Annotated in this window: 15 protein-coding genes and 1 pseudogene; 8 read left to right on the top strand and 8 right to left on the bottom strand. The window is 60.9% G+C overall.

Annotated elements, in window-relative coordinates; all coding sequences use genetic code 11:
* Positions 1-35: 35 nt before the first annotated feature.
* Positions 36-1,397: pseudogene (locus tag IPM54_39440) on the bottom strand (DUF1704 domain-containing protein).
* Between the two features lie 230 nt (positions 1,398-1,627).
* Between IPM54_39440 and IPM54_39445 the strand changes: the two are divergent.
* Positions 1,628-2,638 carry an AAA family ATPase gene (locus IPM54_39445; GenBank protein ID MBK9265852.1) on the top strand — a complete coding sequence of 337 codons (1,011 nt, stop codon included), beginning with the start codon at positions 1,628-1,630 and terminating at the stop codon, positions 2,636-2,638.
* Positions 2,639-2,823: 185 nt separating this feature from the next.
* Here the strand turns inward: IPM54_39445 and IPM54_39450 are convergent, their stop codons facing one another.
* Complete coding sequence (locus tag IPM54_39450; protein ID MBK9265853.1) at positions 2,824-3,366, bottom strand: histidine phosphatase family protein; 543 nt, start codon at positions 3,364-3,366, stop codon at positions 2,824-2,826.
* On the opposite strand from IPM54_39450, the gene IPM54_39455 reads away from it, so the two are divergent.
* The 3 genes from IPM54_39455 to IPM54_39465 all read left to right on the top strand — a co-directional run bounded on the left by IPM54_39455 (position 3,365) and on the right by IPM54_39465 (position 8,763).
* Positions 3,365-4,159 carry a hypothetical protein gene (locus IPM54_39455; protein ID MBK9265854.1) on the top strand — a complete coding sequence of 265 codons (795 nt, stop codon included), beginning with the start codon at positions 3,365-3,367 and terminating at the stop codon, positions 4,157-4,159. The two genes, IPM54_39450 and IPM54_39455, sit on opposite strands and share 2 nt — an antisense overlap.
* Positions 4,160-4,208: 49 nt before the next feature.
* On the top strand, positions 4,209-5,288 hold the full coding sequence (locus IPM54_39460) for a COX15/CtaA family protein (protein ID MBK9265855.1): 1,080 nt from the start codon (positions 4,209-4,211) through the stop codon (positions 5,286-5,288).
* Between the two features lie 76 nt (positions 5,289-5,364).
* Positions 5,365-8,763 carry a hypothetical protein gene (locus IPM54_39465; GenBank protein MBK9265856.1) on the top strand — a complete coding sequence of 1,133 codons (3,399 nt, stop codon included), beginning with the start codon at positions 5,365-5,367 and terminating at the stop codon, positions 8,761-8,763.
* 14 nt (positions 8,764-8,777) lie between these two features.
* Here the strand turns inward: IPM54_39465 and IPM54_39470 are convergent, their stop codons facing one another.
* Positions 8,778-10,166, bottom strand: a complete 1,389-nt coding sequence (locus IPM54_39470; GenBank protein ID MBK9265857.1) for a hypothetical protein — start codon at positions 10,164-10,166, stop codon at positions 8,778-8,780.
* A gap of 933 nt (positions 10,167-11,099) precedes the next feature.
* Between IPM54_39470 and IPM54_39475 the strand changes: the two genes are divergently transcribed.
* Together IPM54_39475 and IPM54_39480 are read left to right on the top strand one after the other, a co-directional pair.
* Positions 11,100-14,687, top strand: coding sequence for a VWA domain-containing protein (locus IPM54_39475; protein ID MBK9265858.1), 3,588 nt, complete (start codon positions 11,100-11,102; stop codon positions 14,685-14,687).
* Position 14,688: 1 nt separating this feature from the next.
* Positions 14,689-15,840 carry a DVUA0089 family protein gene (locus IPM54_39480; GenBank protein ID MBK9265859.1) on the top strand — a complete coding sequence of 384 codons (1,152 nt, stop codon included), beginning with the start codon at positions 14,689-14,691 and terminating at the stop codon, positions 15,838-15,840.
* 60 nt (positions 15,841-15,900) lie between these two features.
* On the opposite strand, the gene IPM54_39485 is transcribed toward IPM54_39480, so the two are convergent.
* The 3 genes from IPM54_39485 to IPM54_39495 form a co-directional block, all read right to left on the bottom strand.
* Entirely contained in the window at positions 15,901-16,374 is a 474-nt protein-coding gene (locus IPM54_39485; GenBank protein MBK9265860.1) for a hypothetical protein, read from the bottom strand.
* A gap of 201 nt (positions 16,375-16,575) precedes the next feature.
* Entirely contained in the window at positions 16,576-17,493 is a 918-nt protein-coding gene (locus tag IPM54_39490) for an SAM-dependent methyltransferase (protein ID MBK9265861.1), read from the bottom strand.
* A gap of 27 nt (positions 17,494-17,520) precedes the next feature.
* A complete protein-coding gene (locus IPM54_39495) occupies positions 17,521-19,461 on the bottom strand; it encodes a hypothetical protein (GenBank protein ID MBK9265862.1) in 1,941 nt (646 codons plus the stop codon).
* Between the two features lie 72 nt (positions 19,462-19,533).
* Here IPM54_39495 and IPM54_39500 point away from each other — a divergent pair, with 72 nt between their 5' ends.
* Entirely contained in the window at positions 19,534-21,276 is a 1,743-nt protein-coding gene (locus IPM54_39500) for an ATP-binding cassette domain-containing protein (GenBank protein MBK9265863.1), read from the top strand.
* A 2-nt stretch (positions 21,277-21,278) separates the two neighbouring features.
* Here the strand turns inward: IPM54_39500 and IPM54_39505 are convergent, their stop codons facing one another.
* Entirely contained in the window at positions 21,279-21,689 is a 411-nt protein-coding gene (locus IPM54_39505; GenBank protein ID MBK9265864.1) for a hypothetical protein, read from the bottom strand.
* A 135-nt stretch (positions 21,690-21,824) separates the two neighbouring features.
* On the opposite strand from IPM54_39505, the gene IPM54_39510 reads away from it, so the two are divergent.
* Positions 21,825-22,589 (top strand): SUMF1/EgtB/PvdO family nonheme iron enzyme, encoded by a 765-nt coding sequence (locus IPM54_39510; GenBank protein ID MBK9265865.1) that lies wholly within the window; start codon positions 21,825-21,827, stop codon positions 22,587-22,589.
* Here the strand turns inward: IPM54_39510 and IPM54_39515 are convergent.
* Positions 22,558-23,976 (bottom strand): VanW family protein, encoded by a 1,419-nt coding sequence (locus IPM54_39515; GenBank protein ID MBK9265866.1) that lies wholly within the window; start codon positions 23,974-23,976, stop codon positions 22,558-22,560. The two genes, IPM54_39510 and IPM54_39515, sit on opposite strands and share 32 nt — an antisense overlap.
* Positions 23,977-24,119: the final 143 nt, after the last annotated feature.

Here is a 24,119-nt window from a genome sequence, read left to right on the forward strand (position 1 = left end):
ATCCAGGCACGACTCAGCCATGGGATAGCTCGAAGCTACACCGCCATCAGCTTCCCGTAATACTCCGCAATCGCCGCCGCGTGCAGGCGCGAGAAAAACGACGAATAGCAGATCCATATCGCTAGGCCGTTCATGTCGTCGAATATCGCCGGCAAGTGCGGTGGCGGTTTCACGATTCCATCCGTTACGTGCGCATAAAGCACCGGCACGTCCTCGTGCGCCACTTTGCCCACGAAGAGAAACGGAATCAATGCCGCCCTGTCCTGCTGAATCGCCGCTCGCATGAATGCGTAATTCAGCACGATACCCTTACAGTAACACGCGTCCTTCGTAAAGGGCGCCCCGCCCTCCAATAGTCCGCCCCGAAAAACCCGACGCGCATTCTGAAAGCATTCGTCTTCCTCGTACCCCTCCGTCCGATACCATTCGAATACATCCAAAAAGTTCGCCCCGTCCTCGGCTTTGTCCACCGCCAAGATGCGATCGTTGAGCTTCTTCGCTCGTCTGGGCGACGAACGAAATGTGAAGATCTCCACGAGCGCCGCGAGGCCCTCCTGCACCGCCGTCGTCCGCGGCGGACCTTTGGCAAGCCACCGAGCCACCGGTTGCGCTTGTCCGTTCAAGCTCGTCGCCACGTGCACCCACCCTTCGTGCGCTTCGAGGATGTCGATGTCCCGCGTCGAGAACGTCGCGCCGCTGCGAATCTTGACGTAGTCACTGCCTGCCGCAGCATCCGCCAAGATCGAATCGTCCACCTGCACGCGGATCGCAGCGCTGCCGAAGAACCTGTCGAAACGCGCGTTGAGCTCGAGCGTCGCCATTTCGGCCGTGATCTCGCGGCGCTCGGGAGGCCCAAGGCGTTCGCCGCCGATCGCGGTGAGCACGTCGTAGAGCACGATGCCCATGTCGCGCACGCTGGTTTGTCCGTCCGGAAGTTTGTCCTTCGGGGACCCGTAAAGCGACCGTGAATACTTGTAGAAGTCGCGTTTGCCTCGGCCCTTCAACATCTGCACGACATCGCGATATTCGTCGGCCGTTTGTCGCAAGATGCGCCCGAGCCGGTCCTCGGCGCCGAGCTCCCTTTCGCAGTCGCGCAAGATCTCTTCGAACTCGGCCATCTTCGCGTCGGGATCGAAACCAAGATCCGACGCGTAGGTGACCTTCGGCAAGTCGCGCTGTTTGCCCCGCAAAAACTGCTCTTCGACGGACGATTCCCACCGCAGTGCTTGGAGGATCCGCAGCGGCTTTTGCGCATCGAGAACGCGCTGCGACAACCTGGCGAGGATCTCTTTGTAGGACCTCCAAGGACCCGATCTTGGACCACTCGCTGCGGCGGGTTGATCATCGCGCATGCGCACCGATTCGAGCGGCGCGGTTGCAGGGACTTCGACCGAAGCTTCGGGTTTCGATGCGCGGCTCGTGGGGATTCGTTCCGCGGCGCGTTCTTCGGTCTCTGCGACGGGCAGTGTTTGCGCCGGCGTCGTGACTTCCCGCGTTTCTTTGGGCTCGCGGGACTCGCTCTTCGGGGGCATTGGTGTGGACTATCCCATGACGCGCCGGGATGAATCAACGATTGGCACGCGGAGCTTGCTCGAACGCGCATCCCGCGGTACGCGTCCGGGCTCGCATGACCAACGAAGCCTCCGCGCCCGACGACGTCACCGATGCCGATGTCGAGCTGCTCGAAAAAACACGAAAGTCCGCAGTTGCCCTCCGAGCGGCCGTAGCGAAGGTCGTCGTGGGCCAAGAAGCCGTCGTCGAAGCGATGCTCGTGACGCTGGTCGCGCGCGGGCATGCGCTGCTCGTCGGCGTTCCGGGGCTAGCGAAAACGCTGCTCGTCGCGTCGCTCGCGAAGGCGCTCGATCTTTCTTTCGGGCGCGTACAATTCACGCCGGACCTATTGCCCGCGGACATCACGGGAACGGATGTTCTGCACGAGCAACACGGCAGTCGGACGTTGCGCTTCATGCCGGGGCCCATTTTTCACAACTTGATTTTGGCCGACGAGATCAACCGTACGCCGCCGAAAACGCAGGCCGCGCTGCTCGAAGCGATGCAAGAGCGCAAGGTGACGGTCGGCACGGAGACGCACAAGCTGCCCGAGCCTTTTCAAGTGTTTGCCACGCGAAACCCGATCGAACAGGAAGGAACGTACCCGCTTCCCGAAGCGCAGCTCGATAGGTTCTTGCTCGAAATTCACGTGGGTTACCCGAGTGAAGACGAAGAGCGCGAAGTCGCAAGACGAACGACGAGCGGCAAGATGCCGGTGATCGAGCCGGTGCTTCACGGGGATGATGTCGTTGCGATCGGCAAACTCGTGCCGCGGATTCCGGTGACGGACGAAGCGGTGAATTTGGCTGTATCGCTGAGTCGAGCGACGCGACCGTCGGGTGAGAAGGTGGTACGCGAGGTGAAGGAGTACGTGCGGTATGGTGCGGGGCCGCGAGGGTCGCAGGCGCTCGTGCTTGCGGCGAAAGCGCGGGCGGCTTTGCGAGGCGAAGCGGCGGCGGACGTGGAGGATGTGCGTGCGATGCTGGTGCCTGCGCTGCGGCATCGGATCGTGCTGTCGTATCGAGCGGAAGCGGATGGCGTGCGCGACGTGGACGTGCTGGAAGCGGTCGCGAAACGCGCGGGTTGATATTGGTCTACCGCGCCAGGGGCCTGAGGACCAAATCGGGGGTCTGGGGGGCCGCATCGCGCGCGTGCGCGTGCGCGAGCGCAAAGCACCGGGAGGCGCGCCTCCCGGTCCTTGCGCGAACAAAGCCTCGCGCAGCGCCCGTCCCAACCCCCGAACGCGGCCTTGTTCCAAATCTGAGCCGGTTTCTAACTCGCTGCTGCGGCTGCTTCTTCAGCAACTTCGAGCGATTTGACGACGGTCATGCTTTTGGGCACGAGCAAAAACTGAAACGCGATTTGGGCAGGTTTGTCCTCTGAATCCGTCGGAATGTAGCGGATGGCGTATGCGCCACTTTTTTTCAGCCCTGGAACGGGTACGTCGCTTCCGATCAAGTGCCTTGCAAACACCGACAAACCAGGTTCGTGACCCACGAGAGCCACGGGTCCTTCGCCTTCGTACGACGTGACGAGCCGCAACAAAGCGTTGGGATCGGCGCCCGGGAGAAGCTCGGAGCGCGCAACGATCTCGCCCTCGAGCCCCACTTCTCGAGCGATGATATCGGCGGTTTGAACTGCGCGCACGAGGCTCGACGTCCAGATCTCGACGGGCCTTCGCGACTTGCGCTTGTCGAGCCACTTGCCGACTTTACGCGTGATGCGTCGCCCCTTCGCGGTGAGCCAGCGGCCTGCATCTCCGAGCCCCGGTGCCGCTTCGACCGCTTCGCCATGTCGAATCAGGATGATCTCCATGGCTGCCATCTACCGCGTTACCGTCACGCGTGCACCTCGGAGCATGCGTACCGATCCCCTCGGACTCCGCTCGGGGCGGCAGGACGAGCGAGCCGCGCAACATGATTTAACCAGCGGCCAAAGCGCGCTATGGTTGGCGTGCACGTCCTTCGATCCTGGGAGGCAAACGATGGTGAGCACGTCGCAGGCAACGGTGGCGAGGTTTTTCGGGAAAGCCCACGCGGGGTTCGTCTTGACCGCAGCCTTGGCTGCCGCGGGCTGTGCGAGCAAGCCGTGGATGCAGGCGATGCCAGGCGATCCGGTGGAAGCGGCTACCGTGGTGGAGACGGATGCGCCTACGCTTTACATCATCGTGCAGCCGGCGGATCCATCGGCTCCGCCGCCCGAGGTCATCGTGCAGCAGACGCCGCCGACGACGAACGACGGGTGGGTGCCGACTGCGCTTCCAGCGGCGAACCCGTTCGAGCGGTTTCGGACGTGGGTAGGTGATTACGACTGCGTGCAAGGCAACACGGGCATGGCGCTGCGCATCATGGATGTGCGCGGTCGCGTCGTGCGCGCGATCTTCGACTTCATGCATTCGCCATCGGGCGCGAAGGGGTCGTACATGGTGATGGGCTCGTTCGATCCCGAGACGCGGCGGGTGCGCTTCGAGCCGAGCTCGTGGATCGTGCAGCCCGACAACTACGTGATGGTGCCGATGGCGGGGGAAATCTCGACGGACGACTCGCTGTTTGCCGGGAAGATCGATTTCCATGGCTGCGGAGCGTTCAAGCTGAAGCCGACGCGGTAGCCTCACCGAGCCCTTGCCCGCTACCTTTTCAGCCGCTATCTCGTCCGGCATGCAAGGGATTGTCACGCCGAAACAAGCGGCCGCGCGCCCGTTCATACGCATCTGGCTCTACGCCGTCGCGGGGCTCGTGTTTGCCATGGTCATCGTCGGCGGTGCAACGCGGCTCACGGATTCCGGTTTGTCGATCACCGAATGGAAGCCCATCCTGGGAGCCATTCCGCCGCTCAATGACGCTGATTGGCACGACGCATTTCGCAAGTACCAGACAATTCCCGAATATCATCTCGTCAACAAAGGGATGACGCTCGAATCATTCAAATTCATATATTGGTGGGAGTGGTCGCATCGATTTCTTGGTCGATTCATTGGTTTGGCATTTTTCGTTCCTTTCATGTTCTTTTGGGTGACGCGGAGAATCGAACGCGCCGCGGTGCCGCGCCTGCTCGGGCTCTTCGTATTGGGAGGACTTCAGGGGCTGCTCGGCTGGTACATGGTCAAGAGCGGGCTCGTCGATCGGGTCGACGTGAGTCAATATCGCTTGGCGGCGCACTTGACGCTCGCCATGGCCATTTACGCGGCAATCGTTTGGACGGCGCTCGGTTTTGGAAAACAACCGCGAAATGTGCTCGGTTCGAGTGCCGGGAAATGGGCGCTCGGCATCGTGGGCCTCGTGTTTTTGCAAATTGCAATCGGCGGGTTCGTCGCGGGCCTCAAAGCAGGCCTCAACTACAATACATGGCCGCTCATGGCCGATAGCATCGTTCCACCGGGCCTCGGCATGTTATCCCCCTGGTGGACGAATTTGTTCGAAAATGCAATGACCGTGCAGTTCTTGCACCGCATGGTGGCATACGCATTGTTCGGCGTGGTGCTCGCAAATACCCTGCGATATCGAACGGTGACGGCCAAAGTGCTTTTCGGAACCATGCTGGGTCAAGCTATCCTTGGGATTTGTACGCTGCTTTGGCAGGTGCCCATTTCGCTCGCTCTGCTGCATCAGGCCGGAGCGCTCGTCGCGCTCGCAGCCGCGATCGTGCATACGCACCACGTTGCGTCGTGCACGCCCGTACGTGACGAGCCTGCACGAGCGATTGCGGAGGAACTCGTCGCAGACGCAAAGACGGCGTAATGCGGAGCCCCAAGAATAGGGGCGAGATCACGACAAACCTTGACACCGGATAGCTCCTGAACGACGATGGCGTATTATGCCTCGTCGCGTTGGACGTCGTACCTTGATTCCGGCCCTGCTTGTATCGGCGCTGGTGCCTTCGGCTTCGTCCGTGGCGCTCGCAGCACCGATCAACGACACATGCGCGGGCGCGGAAGTCATTCCACCTTCGGGACCGTTTCCTCACTCGACCACCCTCGTGCCCGACCTCGGGATGGCCACGACCGCGGGCGATCCGATGCCCTCGTGCGTGACGACATTTTCGCGCGGCGTCTGGTATTCGTTCACACCGGCGGAAACGGCCGAATACCAAATTGCCACGTGCAGTCCCCCCACCGCGACGACCATCGACGATTCGGTGCTCGTCATTTACACGTCCTCGAATGGCATGTGCAGCGGGACGAAGACCGAGCTCGCCAATGGCTGCAACGATGACACGTGCACCCGCAGGTCGCAGCTCATCGTGACGCTCACGGCGGGCACGACCTATTACATCGTCGCGTCCAAATGGGGTACGGGTTTGCCGCCGGCCGGTCAAACGGCGATGCAGGTCGAAATCACGAAATCTCCAGCCAATGATTCGTGCGTAAATGCTCAGAGTTTGCCGCTCGATACCACCGTCGCCGGATCCCTGACGCTCGCCGCAAACGATTACGAAGTTTCCACGTCGGCGCCCAATTGTTATACATTGCCAGCACCTCCGCCGCCCACGGGACAACCCGCCGTACCGAGCGCCGCGCCAGGGCGCGATGTGGCGTATACGTTCACGGCTCCCACGGATGGATCCTATTCGTTCAAAGCGCAATCGACGCTTGGCGGCGAAAACCTCGTCCTGCACCTCGCAACGGATTGTCCCACGGATCCCGGCCCGAATACGCTCGCGAGCTGCCTGGGCGCGTCGGATCGTAATGCGAATGCGGCCGAATATTTCGCCACGGAAGAAGTTTCGTGTGTGCCGCTCTCGGCAGGACAAACGGTCTACGTGTACGTGGACGAAGCTGTACCCACCACGACGGGCGCTCGATTCATTCTCGAGGCAACAGCGTGCCAGCGCGAAACCGAACCCAATGACGGGACGTTCGAGGCTACTTCACTTTCATGTGGCATCACGGGGACCATTTTTCCATTCGACGAAGACTATTATTCTCTCGGCAATCCCCCCGCTGGAACGCGCGTGTTTGCCATGGCCGACGGCGCTGCGAGCAACAGCACCGACTTCGACATGCGCATCACGACCGAAGACGATACGCTCGAATATGACGACGCGGACAATACGACGCCTTGGGGCGGCGGCTCGCCCAACGTCGCAGGTTGTCCCCTCCCCGGCGGCCCCTCGTTCTTGCGAATGACGCAGTTTTCTACGAGCTCGCAAGCCGAACCGTATCACTTGTACACGGTGTTGCAGCCGCCAGGTGCTGGGCTCGGCGATTCATCCGCCACGCCCGAAATCGAGCCGAATGATGCCACGGTCGATGCGAGCTCTGCGGGAAATCTGTTTTTCTCGGGGGAGATTACCACCGGCGGTCCAATGGGCGACATGGATCTATTCAAGTTTTGCGCCGAAGAAGGCGACCTCATTTTTTTGAGCATCGACGGCGACCCACGACGCAACGAAACGCCCATCGATCCGGCCCTTTTTCTTCTCGATGATACGGGAAATCAGCTCCTTGCGTGGTCCGACGGCGGCAATTTTTCGGTCGCTTTTCCGAGCCCCGGGACGCTCACCGGGACGACCCCCAAATCTCCCGGCGAAGCAGCGCTCTTCCGTGCCACGTACACCGGAACCCATTATGCCGGCGTCAATACGCAATTCGAAGGTGAAACGTATGGCGCTGGCGATTATCTTTATTCCATTGCACTCAATTGCCTCCGCGGTGACGAGCTTCAAACCGACCTTGGCATTACGCTCTCCGACACGCCCGATCCGATTGGCAGCGAAGAGGCGCTCGACTTGAAGGTCGACGTCGTCAATCAGGGACCTCGCACGGCGCTCGATGCCACGTGGACGATGACGATTCCCGCAGACACTTCCTTCGTGAGCATCGTGCCTGCTCCAGAATGGTCCTGCAACGCCGCAGGCAGCGATATCGTCTGCACGACGAGCTGTTTCCGCGCCGGAGACGCGGCCTCGTTCGCGGTAAAACTCCAAACGAAACCATGCGTCGTCCCTGGCACGTTGACGCATTCGGCGGTGATTACGACGAAAACGCCCGACATCGATGCATCGAATGACACGGCCGTTGCAACGACCGACGTGCTCGACGGCAGTGCATGCGACGACGGAGACGCGTGCACCACGATGGATACGTGCTCGCTTGGCGTGTGCGTCGGCGGCCCGCCTCCCGATTGCAACGATGGCAATGTCTGCACGGACGATGCGTGTTTGCCTGCAAGCGGATGCTCGCACGTGAACAACACGGATCCGTGCGACGACGTCGATGCGTGCACGACCGCAGACACGTGTTCGAATGGCGTATGCGTTGGCGGCGCGCCGCCCAATTGCAACGATGGCGATGTTTGCACCGATGATGCTTGCGACAGCGCCATCGGATGCGTGACGGCATTCAATACGGCGCCTTGCGATGATGGCAATGCATGTACGCAAACCGATCAATGCGAGAGCGGCACGTGTATCGGAAGCAGTCCCATCATTTGCGCTCCGCTCAATGATTGCCAAGACATGGGCATTTGCAATCCTGCGACGGGCACTTGCGCGTATTTCCTGAAGCCCGACGGAACGTCCTGTGACGATGGCAATGCTTGCACGATGAACGACGCGTGCAAATCCGGTGCGTGTGTCGATTCCACACCGCTGGTTTGTCCGGATCCTCCGGACAAGTGTCACGGAGCCGGAATATGCGATGGTGCGACCGGGGCGTGCTCGTATCCTCTCGTCGGCGGCGATTTGGACGAGGATGGTTTGGGAGACGCGTGTGATTCCGATATCGATGGCGACGGGCTTTCGAACGATGAAGAAACGGCGTGGGGAACCAATCCCACGTCGAACGACAGCGACGGGGACACCATCGACGATTGCACTGAAATGTGCCCCGAGAATGACGGAAGCTGTTTCGATGGGTCGGTGTGTACCGTGGACACGCCGGCGAATACCGACGAAGACGATACCATCGATGCGCTCGATTCCGACAGTGACGACGACGGCGAAGCCGACAGCGAAGAAGCTGGCGATGATGACTTGACGACGCCGCCTATCGATAGCGATGGCGATGGCATTCCTGATTATCGCGAATCGAACGTGACGACGGGCGGATCGGGAGGCAATGGCGGAGCTGGCGGGAGCGCTGCCGATGATGTCCTTCTCAGCGGCGGATGTGCATGCGCGGTGGGCGCGGCCCCGACAAACTCGACTTTTGCGAGCGTATTCGCTGGTGCTTTGGGGCTGATTGCTCTGGGATTACGGCGCCGGCGGCGCTAGCAAAAGCGCCATTTTCAATTGAGCATCATCACAAATCCGTCGGGATCGATGCTCGAATATGCGGCACCTCCGGCGTTCATCGCGCCCTCGAATGCCCCAGTCACGACGACGTGCCCGGTGGGCAACATCGACACCGAACCGAATATTTCCTTGCCAGTGCCGCCCGTGCGTTCTTGGCGCGTGACGCGTCCGTCGGAATCGATCCAAATGAAAAAGAGGTCACTCTGTCCGGCGCTCGTCAGGGTTTGTCCGGCGAGCTTGATCGTGCTCTCGAACTCTCCGGCGATGACGATGCCCCCTCCACGCGCCCGCGTCGCGTGCATGTATCCTGGCGCGTCGGCCTCGAAGATTTGTGTCGAAATCGGCTGGCCCGTGGCGTTCAGCTTGGCAATGGCAATGCCTTGCGCCGGCGTGGCGAGCTTCGTTCCAAAAAGATTGACTTCTCCGGCGCACGGGCCGGCGAGCCACGCGGATCCAGCTTCGTCGACGTGCATGGAATAGGCGAAATACCCAAATTCCTGCGGCGTACCACGCGACCACGAAGTTTGTCCCGCCGAATCGAGAGCCACGAGCATGAGCCCATCCACCATACCCGTATCCGGGAGCGCACCGGCTCCCAAATCCGGCGTGCCTTGATAATACCCGCCCACGAGCACTTGCCCCTGCGGCGTGACCGCAATCGATGGGTTCCCGTCGGCTTTGTCACCCCCCAATCCACGAGCCCACGTCACGCTGCCCATTGGGCTGAGTTTCGCGACGAAAATATCCGTTTCGCCTTTGCTCGTCAGGACGGTTCCTCCAATGTCGATATCGCCCTGGAACATCCCCGACCACACAATGCTGCCGTCGTCCGCGATCACCGCTTGGCCGCTGATCTGATCGCCCGCACCACCCGCTTTCATCGCGAATTGATATTCACCATCCGCCCCGAATGCCGCAACGAATGCATCTGCATCCTGGCTGTCGATCATCCCGCCGCCGAAATCGATCGAGCCGACGGCAATGCCCGTCACAATGACGTTGTCCGCCGCGTCGATTGCCAGACCCATCGGAAAATGACCGCCCGTTTCGCCAAACCGCCGAACCCGCGCCACCTTGCCGTCACGATTGATCCAAGCAAGAAAGAGGTCGCTTTCCGATACGCTGTCGATGATGCCACCGTCGCCAAAATCGACGCTGCCCTGCATGATTCCGGCAACGACGATTTGCCCGGTTTTCGTGGTTGCGACGAGCGATCCGGATTGTTCTAGCTGACCTTTGAAGATCTGCGCCCAAGCTATCGGCCCGGCAGCCGTGCCAGTTGCCGTATTCACGGGCTGTTCTTCATTGTTGCTGCATCCCACAGCCATGGCAAAAACGAATCCGACGCAACCCAAATCGCGGGCAATACTTCGTCTGCGCATTTCATTTCCCCCTGGAACGGCATTGCATCACCCACCGTAAGCATCATCCGACGGATCAGTTCGTCCGAGTGATGGATGGATCGCCGCCCCATCGTGTTGGCGCCAGAGATTACCGCAGATGTCGCTTCACGCACGTGTCAATCGCAAAAGAATTGCCATTTGCCGACGAGACCCGCGTCGAGGTCTGTCCGGTACGACATGAAATATCGCATCAATTTGCACAATACATATTTTGCGCACGTCGGACGCACGGCCACGCCATGCCGACAAACCGGCGCCGAGCCCACTTGTGGTGTGCCCAGAAATCGCAATATGTCGCGAACGTGTTGACAAGCGCTCGAATAGCAGCATTTGGAGCAAAAGGGAACCGTTCGTGCTTGCCGCACATAAACACACCTATGGGACGAATCTGACGCGCCGCGCGATGGAGGGCGCCATCTGAATTGCTCTGGACGGAACAAGCATCGATGGAGACGAGGTTCTCGCGAATGACACGATCGAAAACGCAATTGGTGTCGAAGCAGCGCAAGGCCTCGGGCGTGAGGGCGTCATTCAATATTTACGGCATATGTCGACTAGTCGATTCAGGGTCCGAACGTGGACGTGCTGGTCGGCATTGGGCTCCGGGTCATACCACCGGATGCATTGAATGGGCATTGCCGCGCATCGCCGAAGGCATCGGTCGAACGGGACAAACCGCGCGCGTCTCGTGGGTCGTTGTATTCATGGCAAAGTGTGACGGTCTCGTTCATGTATCTGGTCCTGGGGCGAGTGTTTGCCGTTACGGATGGTTGCTCGCCGTCGGTGTTGGAGCGTCGTCGGGCCTGGCAACTCGACGGTCTGGGTGGGGACCGAGTGTCCACATTTTTCAAATAGCGCTTGATTCCGCAGCAAGAGACGAGCAGGATAGGGGGTTGAGTCGGAGGCTTTCAAATGACACACCCTTCTCTTGCCACCAGGTTGAAAAAATCGATGTCGGGAAGGCCCTCGTCGCGCGTCGCTGCCAACCGGCTTTTCAAAGCAGTCGGGATGGGCCTGGTCGCGGTGACGACGGCATCAGCGTTCGTGGCGTGTAGTCAAGACGCGGATACGCCGCTTTCATGGGACGACGTTTTGGCTGGTGGCAATGGGGGTGGCGCAGGGGAAGGCGGGAGTGCGGGTGGATCGGCTGCGAGTTGTGAGGACGGCGCGCGACGCAATTGTGCCGTGACGCTCGAGCAGCAGGGTGACGTATTGACTTGTTATCACGGCGTGCAGACGTGCCAGGGTGGCACATGGGGGACGTGTCGGGATGGAACGGTATCGGTCGAGTCTGCTCCGAAGGGTGCGCCCGCGGAAAAACCCGGCGGCGGGCCGCAAGATGTCCTCACGACGTGTGTCAACAATCCGTGTGATCCGACGTGTCGGGTATTCGATGAGGATCCGGATGGTGGGGTGAAGTCGTCCGGACAAACGCCCATTTTCACTTGGCAGAATGGCGATCTCGGAGGCTATCCGCCAAACCTCGTGGACCAGGGCATCAAGCAGCCTTGCCAGACCGGCTACGATTGCCAGTTCAACCAGTATTGTTCGGCGCCCGCGATCGGCTCGGCCGAGCACAACATTTGTGCCGTTGGCGACCCATTATCACGAAACACCAATGATTGTGTCGACCTCATTTGCCCCATCGAGCCGTCCTGCTGCACGACGGCCTACGCGGGGACCTGCGATCACGATTATTGCGACCTGGGCAAGGAGCTCACCAAAGGTTGTGACACGTGCGTGGACGCCATTTGCAACGCGGATCCGGATTGCTGTGGGGGCAGTTGCGCGCACAGTTATTGCGAAGCCGGGAGCACGCTGGGCACCGGTTGCGACACGTGCGTCGATGACATCTGCGCGCAGGATCCCAAGTGCTGCGGCCTGCCGACGAAAGGCGCGTGTTCGCACGATTATTGCTCGACCGGCAGTGCGCTCAACAAGAACTGCGACCCGTGCGTGAATGATATTTGCGAGGCGGACCCGAAGTGTTGCGGCCTTTCACAGCAGGGCACGTGTTCGCACGATTATTGTGCGTCGTCAGGTGCAGCGCTCGTGCCGGGTTGTCATCCCTGTGTGGACGAGATCTGCGTCGATAACCCCAAATGTTGCGACTGGACGCCCGGCACGGTGGCATGTGCGCACGACTATTGCTCGACAGGAAGCAAACTCGACCCGGCGTGCGATCCGTGCGTCGCAGCGGTGTGCGCGGTGAGGCCGCAGTGTTGTACCAGTTCGTGGAACTCGACGTGCCGCAACCTCGTCGCTTCGGTATGCTCGGCCAATGACAAGTGCCCGTCGCCGAAATGGTCGAGCACCTGCAGAAGCAGGGTGTCGTCGGTTTGTGGCAATACGTGTACGGCAAGCTGGGGTTCGACGTGTACGGCCAAGGTGGGCACTGTCTGCGGCGATACGTGCACGGCTTCGTGGGGACAAACTTGCATCGATAAAGTCAATACGGTATGCGGTAAGAATTGCGCGGCGATCGACTGGGACCAATCGTGTAAGAACAAGGTCGCGAGCGTTTGTGGCAAATCGTGCGGTCCCTTCGCATGGGATCAATCGTGTGTGGACAAAGTCGGCAGTGTCTGCGGCGATGTTTGTTATCCCGATCCGCCGTGCAGCCATAACAAGTGCGATTCGGGCGGGCCGCTCAATGCGGCGTGCGATCCGTGCGTCGCAACCATCTGCGCGCAGCTCCCGAGTTGCTGCACGACCGAATGGACGAACCTTTGCGTGGACCGCGTGAAGACGCTTTGCGGCGAGGGATGCAACGTCAAGGGCGATTGCGTGCCTTGGCTGCCTGCGCAAAAAGATCCGAATTGCGCGGGCATCGATTTGACCGTCAGCGTGCCATGCAATGATTACGTTCCCGTCTGCAACCACGGCAATTCGACGGCGCCTGCGGGTATTCGCCTCGTCCATTTCCCGGCGGGTTCGTTGCAATTTCCGAAATGCAATCCGGACCAGTCGCATCCGCAAATGCAATCGTGCACGACGCAATTGCCCATCCCGCCGGGCAAGTGTATCAACGTCGCGGCCGCGGATTGTGGGCTCGGGGCTGGCGCACGAGAAATCATGGTGAATCCGCCGTCTTGGAATGGCAATGTTCAGGAGCCCGAATGCAAGTGCCAGGACAACTGGAGCTTGTGGGCGGGTCCGAACATCCAGTGCCAGGCTCCGAACTGCTCGAATACGACCACGGCGAACGTCAAGCGCGTCAACATGTTCATTCAGCTCGACAAATCGGGCTCGATGGGCACGAATATCGGTGGCGGCGAGACGCGATGGTCGGCCACCATCAAGGCATTGAAGAAGTTCGTCCAGGATACGGGCTCTGCGGGTCTCGGCGTCGCGCTCCGGTTCTGGGGCGACAACTCGCCAGTGTCGGGCTGCAACGAAAGCACGTGCAGCTCGAACGCCTGCAAACAACCGCTCGTGAACCTCGGCGTCTTGAAGCTCGCAACGGGAGCCGCGGATGCGCAGGAGGTGGCTCTCGTCAATGCGCTGAACAACAAATCCCCGGGTGGCGCAACGCCCATGTACCCAGCGCTCGACGGTGCGCTGAAATGGGCCATCGATTACAAGGCCACGCATCCGACGGAGGAAACCGTCGTCGTCATTGCGACGGACGGCGAGCCGAATGGCTGCAATGAGAGTGCCACGGCAATCGCGAACCTTGCGGGTGCAGCGTTCACCAATTACGGTATCAAGACGTATTCAATCGGTATCCAGGACGCGAATCCGGTGCTCATGAACGCCATTGCGCAGCAGGGCGGCACCAACAAAGGGTTCTTCGTGGTACCCGGAGCGAACGTCGAAAACGATCTTCTCTCGGTGATGATCCAGATCAAAGGCGACACGCTTTCGTGCGACTTCGTCGTACCGGCCGGCGGTCAATACGATCCGAGCGTCGCTGTCGTCACGTATACCCCCTCGGTCGGCGCGCCCGTGACGCTCACAGGCGTTGCCAATCTCGCTGCCTGCGGCCCCAACAATTGGTATTACGACAATCCGGCGGACCCGACACAGCTCAAACTCTGCCCCACGATCTGCTCGACGATTCTAAGCGATGCTGGCGGGCAAATCAACGTCGATCTCGGCTGCCCGGCCGATTACGAGCCCGTGGCGTACACATACAAATACGAAGCGATCTGCCCGCCCGGATCCAAGCCGCAATGGGGCTACCTCACGTACAATACGCTGACGCCTGCCGATTCGAAGATAACGTGGGCCGTACGTTCCTCGCCGACGTTGGCAGGACTCGACAATGCATCGTATACGACGGTCGCAACAGCAAAGGCATCGCCCGACACGCAGGTCTGTGGAATGGCTGGCCCCTCGCCTTGCCCAATCAATCTTTTCAATGAATTGGGTGGGCTGCCGGATGCGCGAAACAACCACCTCGAGCTCATGCTCACTCTCTATCCAGCAACGACCAAGGCATCCGCCGCGATCGTGAACAATTGGGATATCACCTATTCGTGCCCCCCGAGCGAATGACATGCGAAAACTTGGAATCATCACCATGGTCGTTCTCGCTGCAGCAGCGTGCGAGACCAATGACGACGATACGCCGCGCCGAGGCGCGACATCGGCATCGAGCGGTGCATCGAGCTCGTCGGGCACGGGCGGGTCGAGTGGCGAGGGTGGAATGGGCGGCCAGGCGGGCGAAGCCGGTTCTAGCGTTGGGGGCAATGGAGGGGGTTTGCCCCCGCCCATTTGCGGCGACTTGACGATCAACCCCGGCGAGGAATGCGACGACGGGAACAACGATCCGGGCGACGGGTGCGACGCAAACTGTTTCATTGAATCGGGCGAAATCGAGCCCAATGACACGCCGGAGCAAGCGAGCCCTTTTGCGAAGTTGCCCTACTACGCGAAGTTGGATCCGCCTGACGACGTCGACTACGTGTCCTTCTCGGTCAACGGCGCCGATGCCAGCGTCCTCGTGCGAACGATGGACCTTGGCGACGGCGCGTGTCCAAAAGGCGAAATCGACACGTTCGTCGACGTCATCGCGGCCGACGGAACGACCGTGATCGCGAGCGACGATGATGGCGGTGAAGGGAATTGCTCTCGCGTTGCTATGCCCACGCTCACCGTCGGTGACTATTTCGTGCGCGTCAAGGCGGGAGTGAAATCGCAATTGCCGACATTCATTTATCGGCTGAGAATCGATAAAGTTGAAAACGTGTGCGGCGACGGCTTCATCACCATCGGCGAGACATGCGACGACGGCAACTCGAATTCGGGCGACGGTTGCAGCTCGGCGTGCCAGATCGAGATCTCGGAGACCGAGCCCAACGATACGGTTGCAACGGCGAACACATTTTCGGAACCCTGGAATGCCGTCCTCGCGCCGACCGGTGACGTCGACATCGTAGCGGTCGACATTCTCGCATCCGGTGCGAGTCTAACGGCGACGACGACGGATCAAGGCACGAATGCGTGCGCGGCAAAAACACTCGATACAGTGGTCGAGATTCTTTCGCCCGACGGCATGACGGTGCTCGCTTCCGGGGACGACATCATTGGCAATTGCGGCTCTGCGCTCGCGACAAACCTTGCGCCGGGCAAGTATTTCGTGCGCATCAAGGGCGGCAGCCTCGCGACGTATCCAAGCTCCTACGGCCTGCAAATCGTCATCAGTTAGAAGGCCATGACGCCCGTCTCGAGGGCCGTGCTGCTCAGCCGATTCGTCGAGCTCGAGCATCTACGGCTGTTTGTCCTCGCCGCACGGACCCCACATCCCGTCCGTGCATATCTCCACGCCTTTGAAGCACGTAATGACGCCGTTGTTCTCACCAATGATGATGGTGCAGTTTTTCTTCGAGCCTTCGACACACACGGCGCTCCCTCCCGCCGTTCCTCCGCTTCCTGCACTTCCTGCATCTCCTCCAGCGCCACCGCTTCCCCCACCGACTCCCCCATTGCCTCCAGTGCTACTTCCTCCACCGCTCGAAGCACCAGCTTCTCCACCGCCGCCTCCGGCTCCCTCTCCGGCCGAGCCTCCGGTTCCGCTTGGTCGCGGCGTGTTGTCGATCCCCTCGGTGCAAGCGGCAAGTGAAGCAACGATTGCCGCGGCAAACATGCCCATCCGTGCTGATCGACAAAGCGTTGGTGTGCGGGTCCATCGTTTCACCGGACCAACGCCGTTGTGTTGACTGAGTTTCGAGCGGTATTTCATGCGAAGTGCCTCCAGTGCGATCCATCATCGTGCGGCAGCCCAGGCCCACGACACAAGCTTTCTTTTGACAGCAATTACGTTGGACGTCGGCTGAGCGTGTTCTTCGAGGTGACCGAATGACTCAGGATTGCATCAGCTTGACAAATCGCAACCGGTGTGATGCAGGGCATCTACCCACGGCAGAACCGTGCTCGCCGCACGTCACGAAGTCATTCGTTCGAGCACTGCGATACGCTCCCATTCGAACGGCCCGGGCGACTCACCCTGCCAATACCGCTTCGCCCAGTCGGCGGCGCTTTCGTCAGAACAAAGACGAAAACCCGCTTCCTGCGCGAGCGTGGCCATGGCTTCCGAATCGATGACCCCTCGAACGGGCTCGCCCATTACGCCGAGCACGGCCGACCCGGCGTGTACGATGACGCGCGCGACTTTTCGAATGATCGGTTGCGCAGGATCGGCGCTTTTTGAAGGCGAACGCACGTACGTCAACGCCACGCGACTTCCCGGCGGACTCACGCGCGTTATCGCTCGAAGGGTCGAAGTCATTGCATCACGCGTCAAATACGCCGTGACGCCCTCCCAAATCCAGAATGAACGGTCACCTGCGGAAAACCCCGCTTCGACGAGCGATTCGTCGACTTTGTCGCGCTCGAAATCAACGGGAACGAACACGACATCCGCGATGGGCTCGATGCGGGCCTTCGACAAGCGCGCCTTTTTATCACGCTGCGTGCTCGGGTGATCCACCTCGAATACCTTCACTCCCTCGAGCTCGGGAATGCGAAAAGCGCGGCCATCGAGCCCCGCGCCGAGCACCACGACCTGCTTCGTTCCCGCCTTTACGGCATCGCGCAATGCATCGTCGAGCGCCCGCGTGCGTAATGCCACATGGTACGTCAGTCCAAACGATGCGGCTCCGAACGCGCGGTGCAAAAGCGTGCCGGCCTTTGGCGATGCGTGAGCAAGCGAGACGAGCTGCGCTGGAAGCAAAAACGGCAATGGCAAGACGCTCGTCGCAAGCGGATCCGGGCCGGCTCCCAGAGGGGCCGGCAATTCGCCGTAAATGGCACGCATGCCTGCCACGGCCATCGATGTAAAACTGGGACGATCGGAACGCACGCTGCGACGCCTATTCTCGCTCGAGCTTTAGAATTCGCACTGATTCGTCGCAGGATTACAATACGATCCGGCGGCAACGAACGGACAAATGTCGCCGAAGTAGTCGGTGCAAGGAATGCCGCAGGCGTACGCGGTATGGGTGTAGCAGACTTGGCCGCCCGAGCAGTCCGCATCGGAGGCGCAGCGACAATTGAAGTCGTCGGGGATCATGTTACCATTCTGATCCATGCCGTTGCAGCATTCGGTCACGTAATAATCGCTCGCGCTGCAATCTTCGTCCGCGCAATCGACTTTTCCATCGCAATCGTCGTCGACGCCGTTCGTACACGCGTCAACACCGAATTCCGGCTTTCCTGCATTGCCGGCATTGCACGTGCCGCAATTGCCAAACGACACGCAATCCGGATCCGCGCAATCGACGTAGAGGTCGCCGTCGTTGTCCTTGCCGTCGTTACAAACTTCTTTCGGATTCGGCTCGATGAGCACGTTGAGGGCGAACGGCCCTTCGTTGGCCCCAAATTCGGGATCGACGGTGTATCCGTCGAGGAACACGTAATAGGTTCCGGGATAAAGCAGCGTAAATTCGACCTTGGCGGCCCATTGAACGCCCGCGCTGTCGTCGTCACACGCTATCTCTTTGCCCGAATTGCACTTGCCCGTGCGAACGTAGAGGACCGAATCGAAGGACGTGCCCACGGAATCGAGCACGACATGCGACGGAGCGGTGAGCACGAAGTAAAACACGGCTTCGCCCGCATCCCCGCCGCACTGTCCCTTCGTTTCGCTGAGGTTCCCCGTGGTGTTGCCGGTATACGTGCCGGATCCCGGAATGAGCTTGGGGGACAAACAATTGGCTTGTTGCGTCACACAAATGGGCGTGTTGGCGCAATCGGGATCCTGGCAATCGGCGAGCGTATCGTTGTCGTCGTCGATGCCGTTGTTGCAGATCTCGGCGACCGGCGCGCAATTCGGCGCAAAGAAACACGCCGGATCGGCACAATCTATTTTATTGTCGCAATTGTTGTCTACGCCGTCATCGCATACTTCCGCCACGCAATTCTTGCATGCCGGCGATACGAGGCACGACGGATCGGCACAATCAATCAACCCGTCACAGTCTTCATCGAAGCCCCCCGTGCACACTTCGGGTGTACCGGGAGGCATGCATGCGCAGGGGAAAACGCCAAAACAATTCGGATCGGCACAATCGACGAGCAGATCGCAATCGTCGTCCAGCTTGTTTCCGCACGATTCGGGCGTGGCCTGGCACGAGCAATTCGTGGTCCCCACGCAATCGGAATCGTCGCAATCGATCAGCCCGTCGCAGTCGTCGTCGAATCCATTGTCGCATTTCGACGTTTCGTTTGGCAAACAACCACACACCGGCGTCCCCTGACAGTCGGCATCGAAACAATCGACGATGGTATCGCAATCGTCATCGATACCATTGCTGCACACTTCGCCGGAAGGAGCAGGCACACATCCGCAAAGCGGCGCAGTTGCACATGCCGGGTCGGTGCAATCGGCTACGCCATTACAGTTGTTGTCTGCGCCGTCCGTGCAATTTTCGGGACTACCAGGAAAAACCTGGGGGTTCAGATCGTTGCAATCGCCGCCACCGCACAAAAGCGGAGGAAAGCCGTCATTGTCGTCATCTCGAGGGCCATGCGCGCACGTACCGAATACGCAAGCGTCCGTCGTACACGGATCGTTATCGACACATTCCTGCGATACCGCGCATTCCGCAGCGCCACCTTGGCCTCCGCCACCACCTTGGTTGCCGCTTCCTCCCTGCCCCGCTTGACCGCCGCTCGCCCCCGAACCCGATGCTGGAGTTTCAGAGGACTCGAGGTCGAAAGACGTGCGGCTGCATGCCGCAAATCCGAGGCCTGCCCACGCAACAGCCGCAATGAACGACACGAAACGAGCAGAGCGAAGAGGTCGACGAAACGAGGAAGACGTAGTCATGGTCGTTTGCGCGGGATGTCAATGAAGAGCGACAACCCCGCATCGAGCGATGGTACAAGCTCACGGGCTCGCGTGGGAAGTTCGTCACCTGAAATCTCTGCCGATGCGACGAACGAGTCGCCGCCCCGTACGCTCGCATCCGTCGTCACTCCCGCGCTGGCCTTGCTACGAGGCTGCGGAGCGAGCCTTTCCGTCGTCACGGGCGCGGCCTTCGCACAGCGCCTCGCCTTGCCGCTTGCAGCCGTGTGGATCGGTGATCGCGGCCGACTCGCCGCCGCAGCCGTTTTGATAGGCGCCGGCGCGCTCAGCCTCGTGCGCGCACGCGCTGCCGACGTGCTCGCGCGAACCGTGCGCCTGCGCGTCGTCGAAATCTACACAGCTCCGCTCGAGCGCGGCGACGTGGTGCTGATGCCGTCGCCGGAGATCCAATCGGCACGCCTGGCCACGGGCCTTCCGCTGCTCGTCGGATGGGCCGTCGATGGCGTCGCCGTCTTGCTCGCGTCAGCGCTCGCTTTGCCAGTCGTGACCGCCATGATCGCCGTGAACATCGGCCCAGCGGTGCTCCCTCCGCTCATCGCCGCAGGACTCGTGGGTGGAGCCGTCACGATGGTTTCATCACGTCGCGTCGAAAGCGCATGGGCACTCGTCTTCGAACGCACGCGACAACTGCTCGCTTCCGCCGACGCGGGTTTTTCCGGTGCCGTCGAGCTCGTCGCGCACGGCCGCGGGCCGAATTTCGTCAATCGCCTGCGTCATGACGTGATGGGTTTGTCTCGTACAGAGCTTGGAGCACGAACGACAAACGCCCTGGCTTCCTGGGGCGCCGTGGTCGCGGCGATCGTCACGGCGCTCGTGTCGACGACGATTTTGTCAGGACAAACCACACACGTACCAAGTGAGCACGACATCTACCGCACGTTCCTGCTCGTGCTCTCCGCCGCGCCGACGCTGCAAATGTTTCTCTCGGCCATCACGAACGTTCTCGCTGCGCGCAATGAGCTCGCATCGATGACCGATCTGCTCGCAACCCCCTCGGGCACGAACGGTGAGAGCGCGCGGGATCACGCGACGACAGCGCTCGATCCCTCCGCGGAAATCCGCGTCGAGCGGGTGACGTTCTCATATCCTCGACGAGCGGGCGATCCCGAAAGCCAGCGTCACGGGCGTCCGCTGTTGGACCTCGAGCTCGTCTTGCCCGCGGGCGAAAGTTTGGCGGTGCTCGGTCCGAACGGGTCGGGAAAAACCACGCTGCTCTACCTGCTGCTCGGGCTCGTATCGCCGGTGTCGGGACGCATTGTCGTCGGGGAGCGTGAAGCCAACGAGGTCGCGCGTCTCAGCGGTGATCGCGTCGCGTTCGTGTCGCAGCGGCCTTTCGAGCCGCCGGAGGCGACGATCGAACAAGCGCTGCTCGCGTTCGACGACGCAGCACCCCGCGAGCGACTGCTTGCAGCACTGGATTCCGTGGGCCTTTTGTCTTCGCTCAGGTCGCGAGCTGCATCGGACGAGGGTCTTTTGTCGCTGCGTGTCGCGTCGCTTTCACGAGGTCAGGCGCGGCGCGTGATGATCGCGCGAGCGCTCGTACGCGACGCAAAGCTCATCGTGCTCGATGAGCCCGAAGCGCATCTCGACACGGAGAGCGTCGCGGAGCTCGATGCGCTCTTGCGCCGGCTATCGAAGAACCGGCGCATCATTGCAGCGGTTCACAACGAAGCCGTGACGGGCTTCGCGCACCACGTGTTGCGGCTTGGCGAAGGACAAACTCCTTTGTCCAGCAAGCGAAGGCCGAAGCAGGAAGATCGTTTGAGCTCGAATTGATGTCAGGGGAAGAAGGGCGCGCAGCAGCCGGCTTTTACGTCGCACGCGAACGTGCCCATGGCGCCTTCACACTTGGCTACGACGCTGCCGGAAAGCATGCAGGTGCACGTGAACGAGCCGCCGGAGGCGAAACACGTGACCTTCACGTCCTGACCGCCGCACGAACCCGAACAGTCGCACGATCCGTCCGGTGTCCCGCTGCACGTTCCCTCCGCGCACGAGTTTCCGCTCGAGCTGGACGACGTGGTCGTCGTCGTGTTTCCCGCTCCGCCTGTCGAGCTATTTCCGGCCCCGCCGGCACCACCCAAACCACCTGCGCCTTCGGCGTCGATGACGACTTTACCGCCGCAACCTTCGAGCCCGGCAAACCCGAGCGTTGCGGCCCCGACGAACACCAGCCTGATCCATCGCATACCGCTGCATCGTAGTCTGGAAATGCAGCGAAAAAGAAGTGAAAGAAGTGAAAGCTCGGCAAAATGCGCCGAAAATGAGGGGCTTCGGCTGAGGTGCGCTAGGATCGATGTGCTGTCGTGCTTTTCGAAACGCTCATTGCCCAAGCCCTGGCAGCAACTCCTGCAGTCGCTGCATCGATCGAACGTCCAACGCCGCAGGCAACCTGCCCGTCGGGTACTCGATTGGTCGAAGGCGTGCACTACGAATACGTGCAGCGCCTCTGCACGTCGTGGCGCATCGGCCATTGTTATTCGTTCCTTCCAGGCCTGCTTGCGGTCGAACCCATGGCGACACCCGTTCGCGTGTGCATGGATGAGCACGAGTGGCCGAATCGCGAAGGCGAGAAGCCGCGCGTGATGATACGGTTTGTCGAAGCGGAACAGTCTTGCGCTCGCATCGGCAAGCGTCTCTGCACGGAATTCGAGTGGGAGCTCGCGTGCGAAGGGCCGAATACGCAGCCTTGGCCTTACGGTCACGCCTTCGACAAGGAAGCGTGCAACACGTCGAAGGATTTCATGCCGTACAGCGAGGAGAAGCTCAACGCCGAGGAAAGGCGGACGCGCGAAGTCGAAACGTTTCGGCTCTACCAGGGCGAACCAAGCGGCTCGCGGCCGAGATGCGCGAGCGAGTACGGCGTCAAAGACCTCGTGGGTAATGTCGAGGAATGGGTGACCACGTCACGGAGCGCTTGGCGTTACCGTTCGTCGCTCAAAGGCGGGTACTGGGCGAAACCTTGGGCGCAGTGCCGAGGCACGAACGATTCACACGGTCCGATGTTTCGGTATTACGAAACGGGCTTCCGCTGCTGCGCCGAGCCAAGCGACGGCGCTACTCCATCGGATACGACGCCGGCTCCGTGACGTTCTCCGCAAGGCGGCCCTCGATGCCTTTTGCGCGCTGAGGAAGCGCCGGCAGAAGGGTTTCGTCGTACCCCTCGGACACCCAATACACTTCGGGTGACGGCCTGTATCCGCTGAACCAGCGACGCTCTTCGACACGACCGTCGTTGTAGGTCATGCGCACCGTCGAGGTGACGTCGAAGCCCGGCACTCCCTTTTGGCGATGAATGCGTTTGCCCGAGGGGAGATGCGGTTTGACCGTGATGCGTCGGACGAAGTCGTAGGTTTGTCCCACCCCGTATGCGTATTCGACCTTCGCGATGGGGTCGCCTCCGAGGATCTCCACACGCACACGACCAGGCTCGGGCAAGTACGCGTGAATCATGACGTCGTAGGGCAACGCGTTTTCGATCTGCAAGTCGACGAGCGGGTAATGCACGGTCGCGTCGAGGCCGAGCTTGACGTAGCTCGAAGCGCGCGAGTGGTTTTGTCGTCGCAAAATGCGCAAGCCTCCGAAAACGGCGGCCGCATGAAGCGTCGACGAGAGCTGACAGGTGCCGCCGCCGTATCCGTCGGTGAGCTCGTCGCCTTGGATCTCGGGCGCCAAGGTAAAACCGTTTTCACGCGTGCGCGGACCGACGCGATCGTTGAAAGAAAACATGCCGCCGACGGGGATGACGATGCCGTCGATCTTGCGCGCGGCGTTGCGGATGTTCACCGAGCGACCCGCGCCCGAGCCCCATGTGGTGAACGTCGTATCGAACGACGCAACGATGCGCGTGACGTCGACCTGAGCGAGTTGGGAAGAGGTCACCTTCGCAGCAACTCGCCGCGTCACCAATCGAATGGGCACGCCGTCCTCGAAAGGCGCTGCGCGCAGCTCGTCGATGCACGCATCGATGTCGAGCTCCCGGCCAGGCTCATCCTCGACCTTGCGTTTGTTTTCGATGTCGAGCACTGCATCGACGGGTGCACGGTAAAACTTCGGTGCGATTGTCTCGAGAAACGCTCGCGCCTTTTTCTCGTCGACGAAGAACACGAGCGGCACGTCGACCTCGCCGCGACGAGCACGCGCGGCATCACGGTATCGCCGCACGAATGAGCCCGTGTGTCCGACTTCGGATGCGCGCTCCAGCGTTTCTTTGATGTCGATCTCGATGCCGAGGTGCGCAAAGGAGGCGTCGATGATTTCGCCGTCGTGATGGAGGCGTACGCCCCACGTCAGCACATCGCGCTGCCGGTCGGACAACCACGCGACAGGCGAACCCTCATCAGGAACACGACGCTCGCCGATGTAGAGACCCTGCACGACGGGTGAACGCGGCGCGTAATGATAGCCGGCTCCCCCGAGCGTCACGGCTGTCGACGCAGCAATACCGAGAACGAGAAGCAACGTGGATGAACGCACGGAAGGAACCGATCGTAGCTGGATCTCGGGCCGGGAGGAAAATTTGCCTCACCCCCCAACCCCCTCTCCGCAAGCGGAGAGGGGGAGCATGCCTCACCCCCCAACCCCCTCTCCGCAAGCGGAGAGGGGGAGAAGAGCGTTCA

This window comes from Polyangiaceae bacterium (assembly GCA_016715885.1).
In the GTDB taxonomy this organism is placed as follows: Bacteria; Myxococcota_A; Polyangia; order Polyangiales; family Polyangiaceae; genus Polyangium.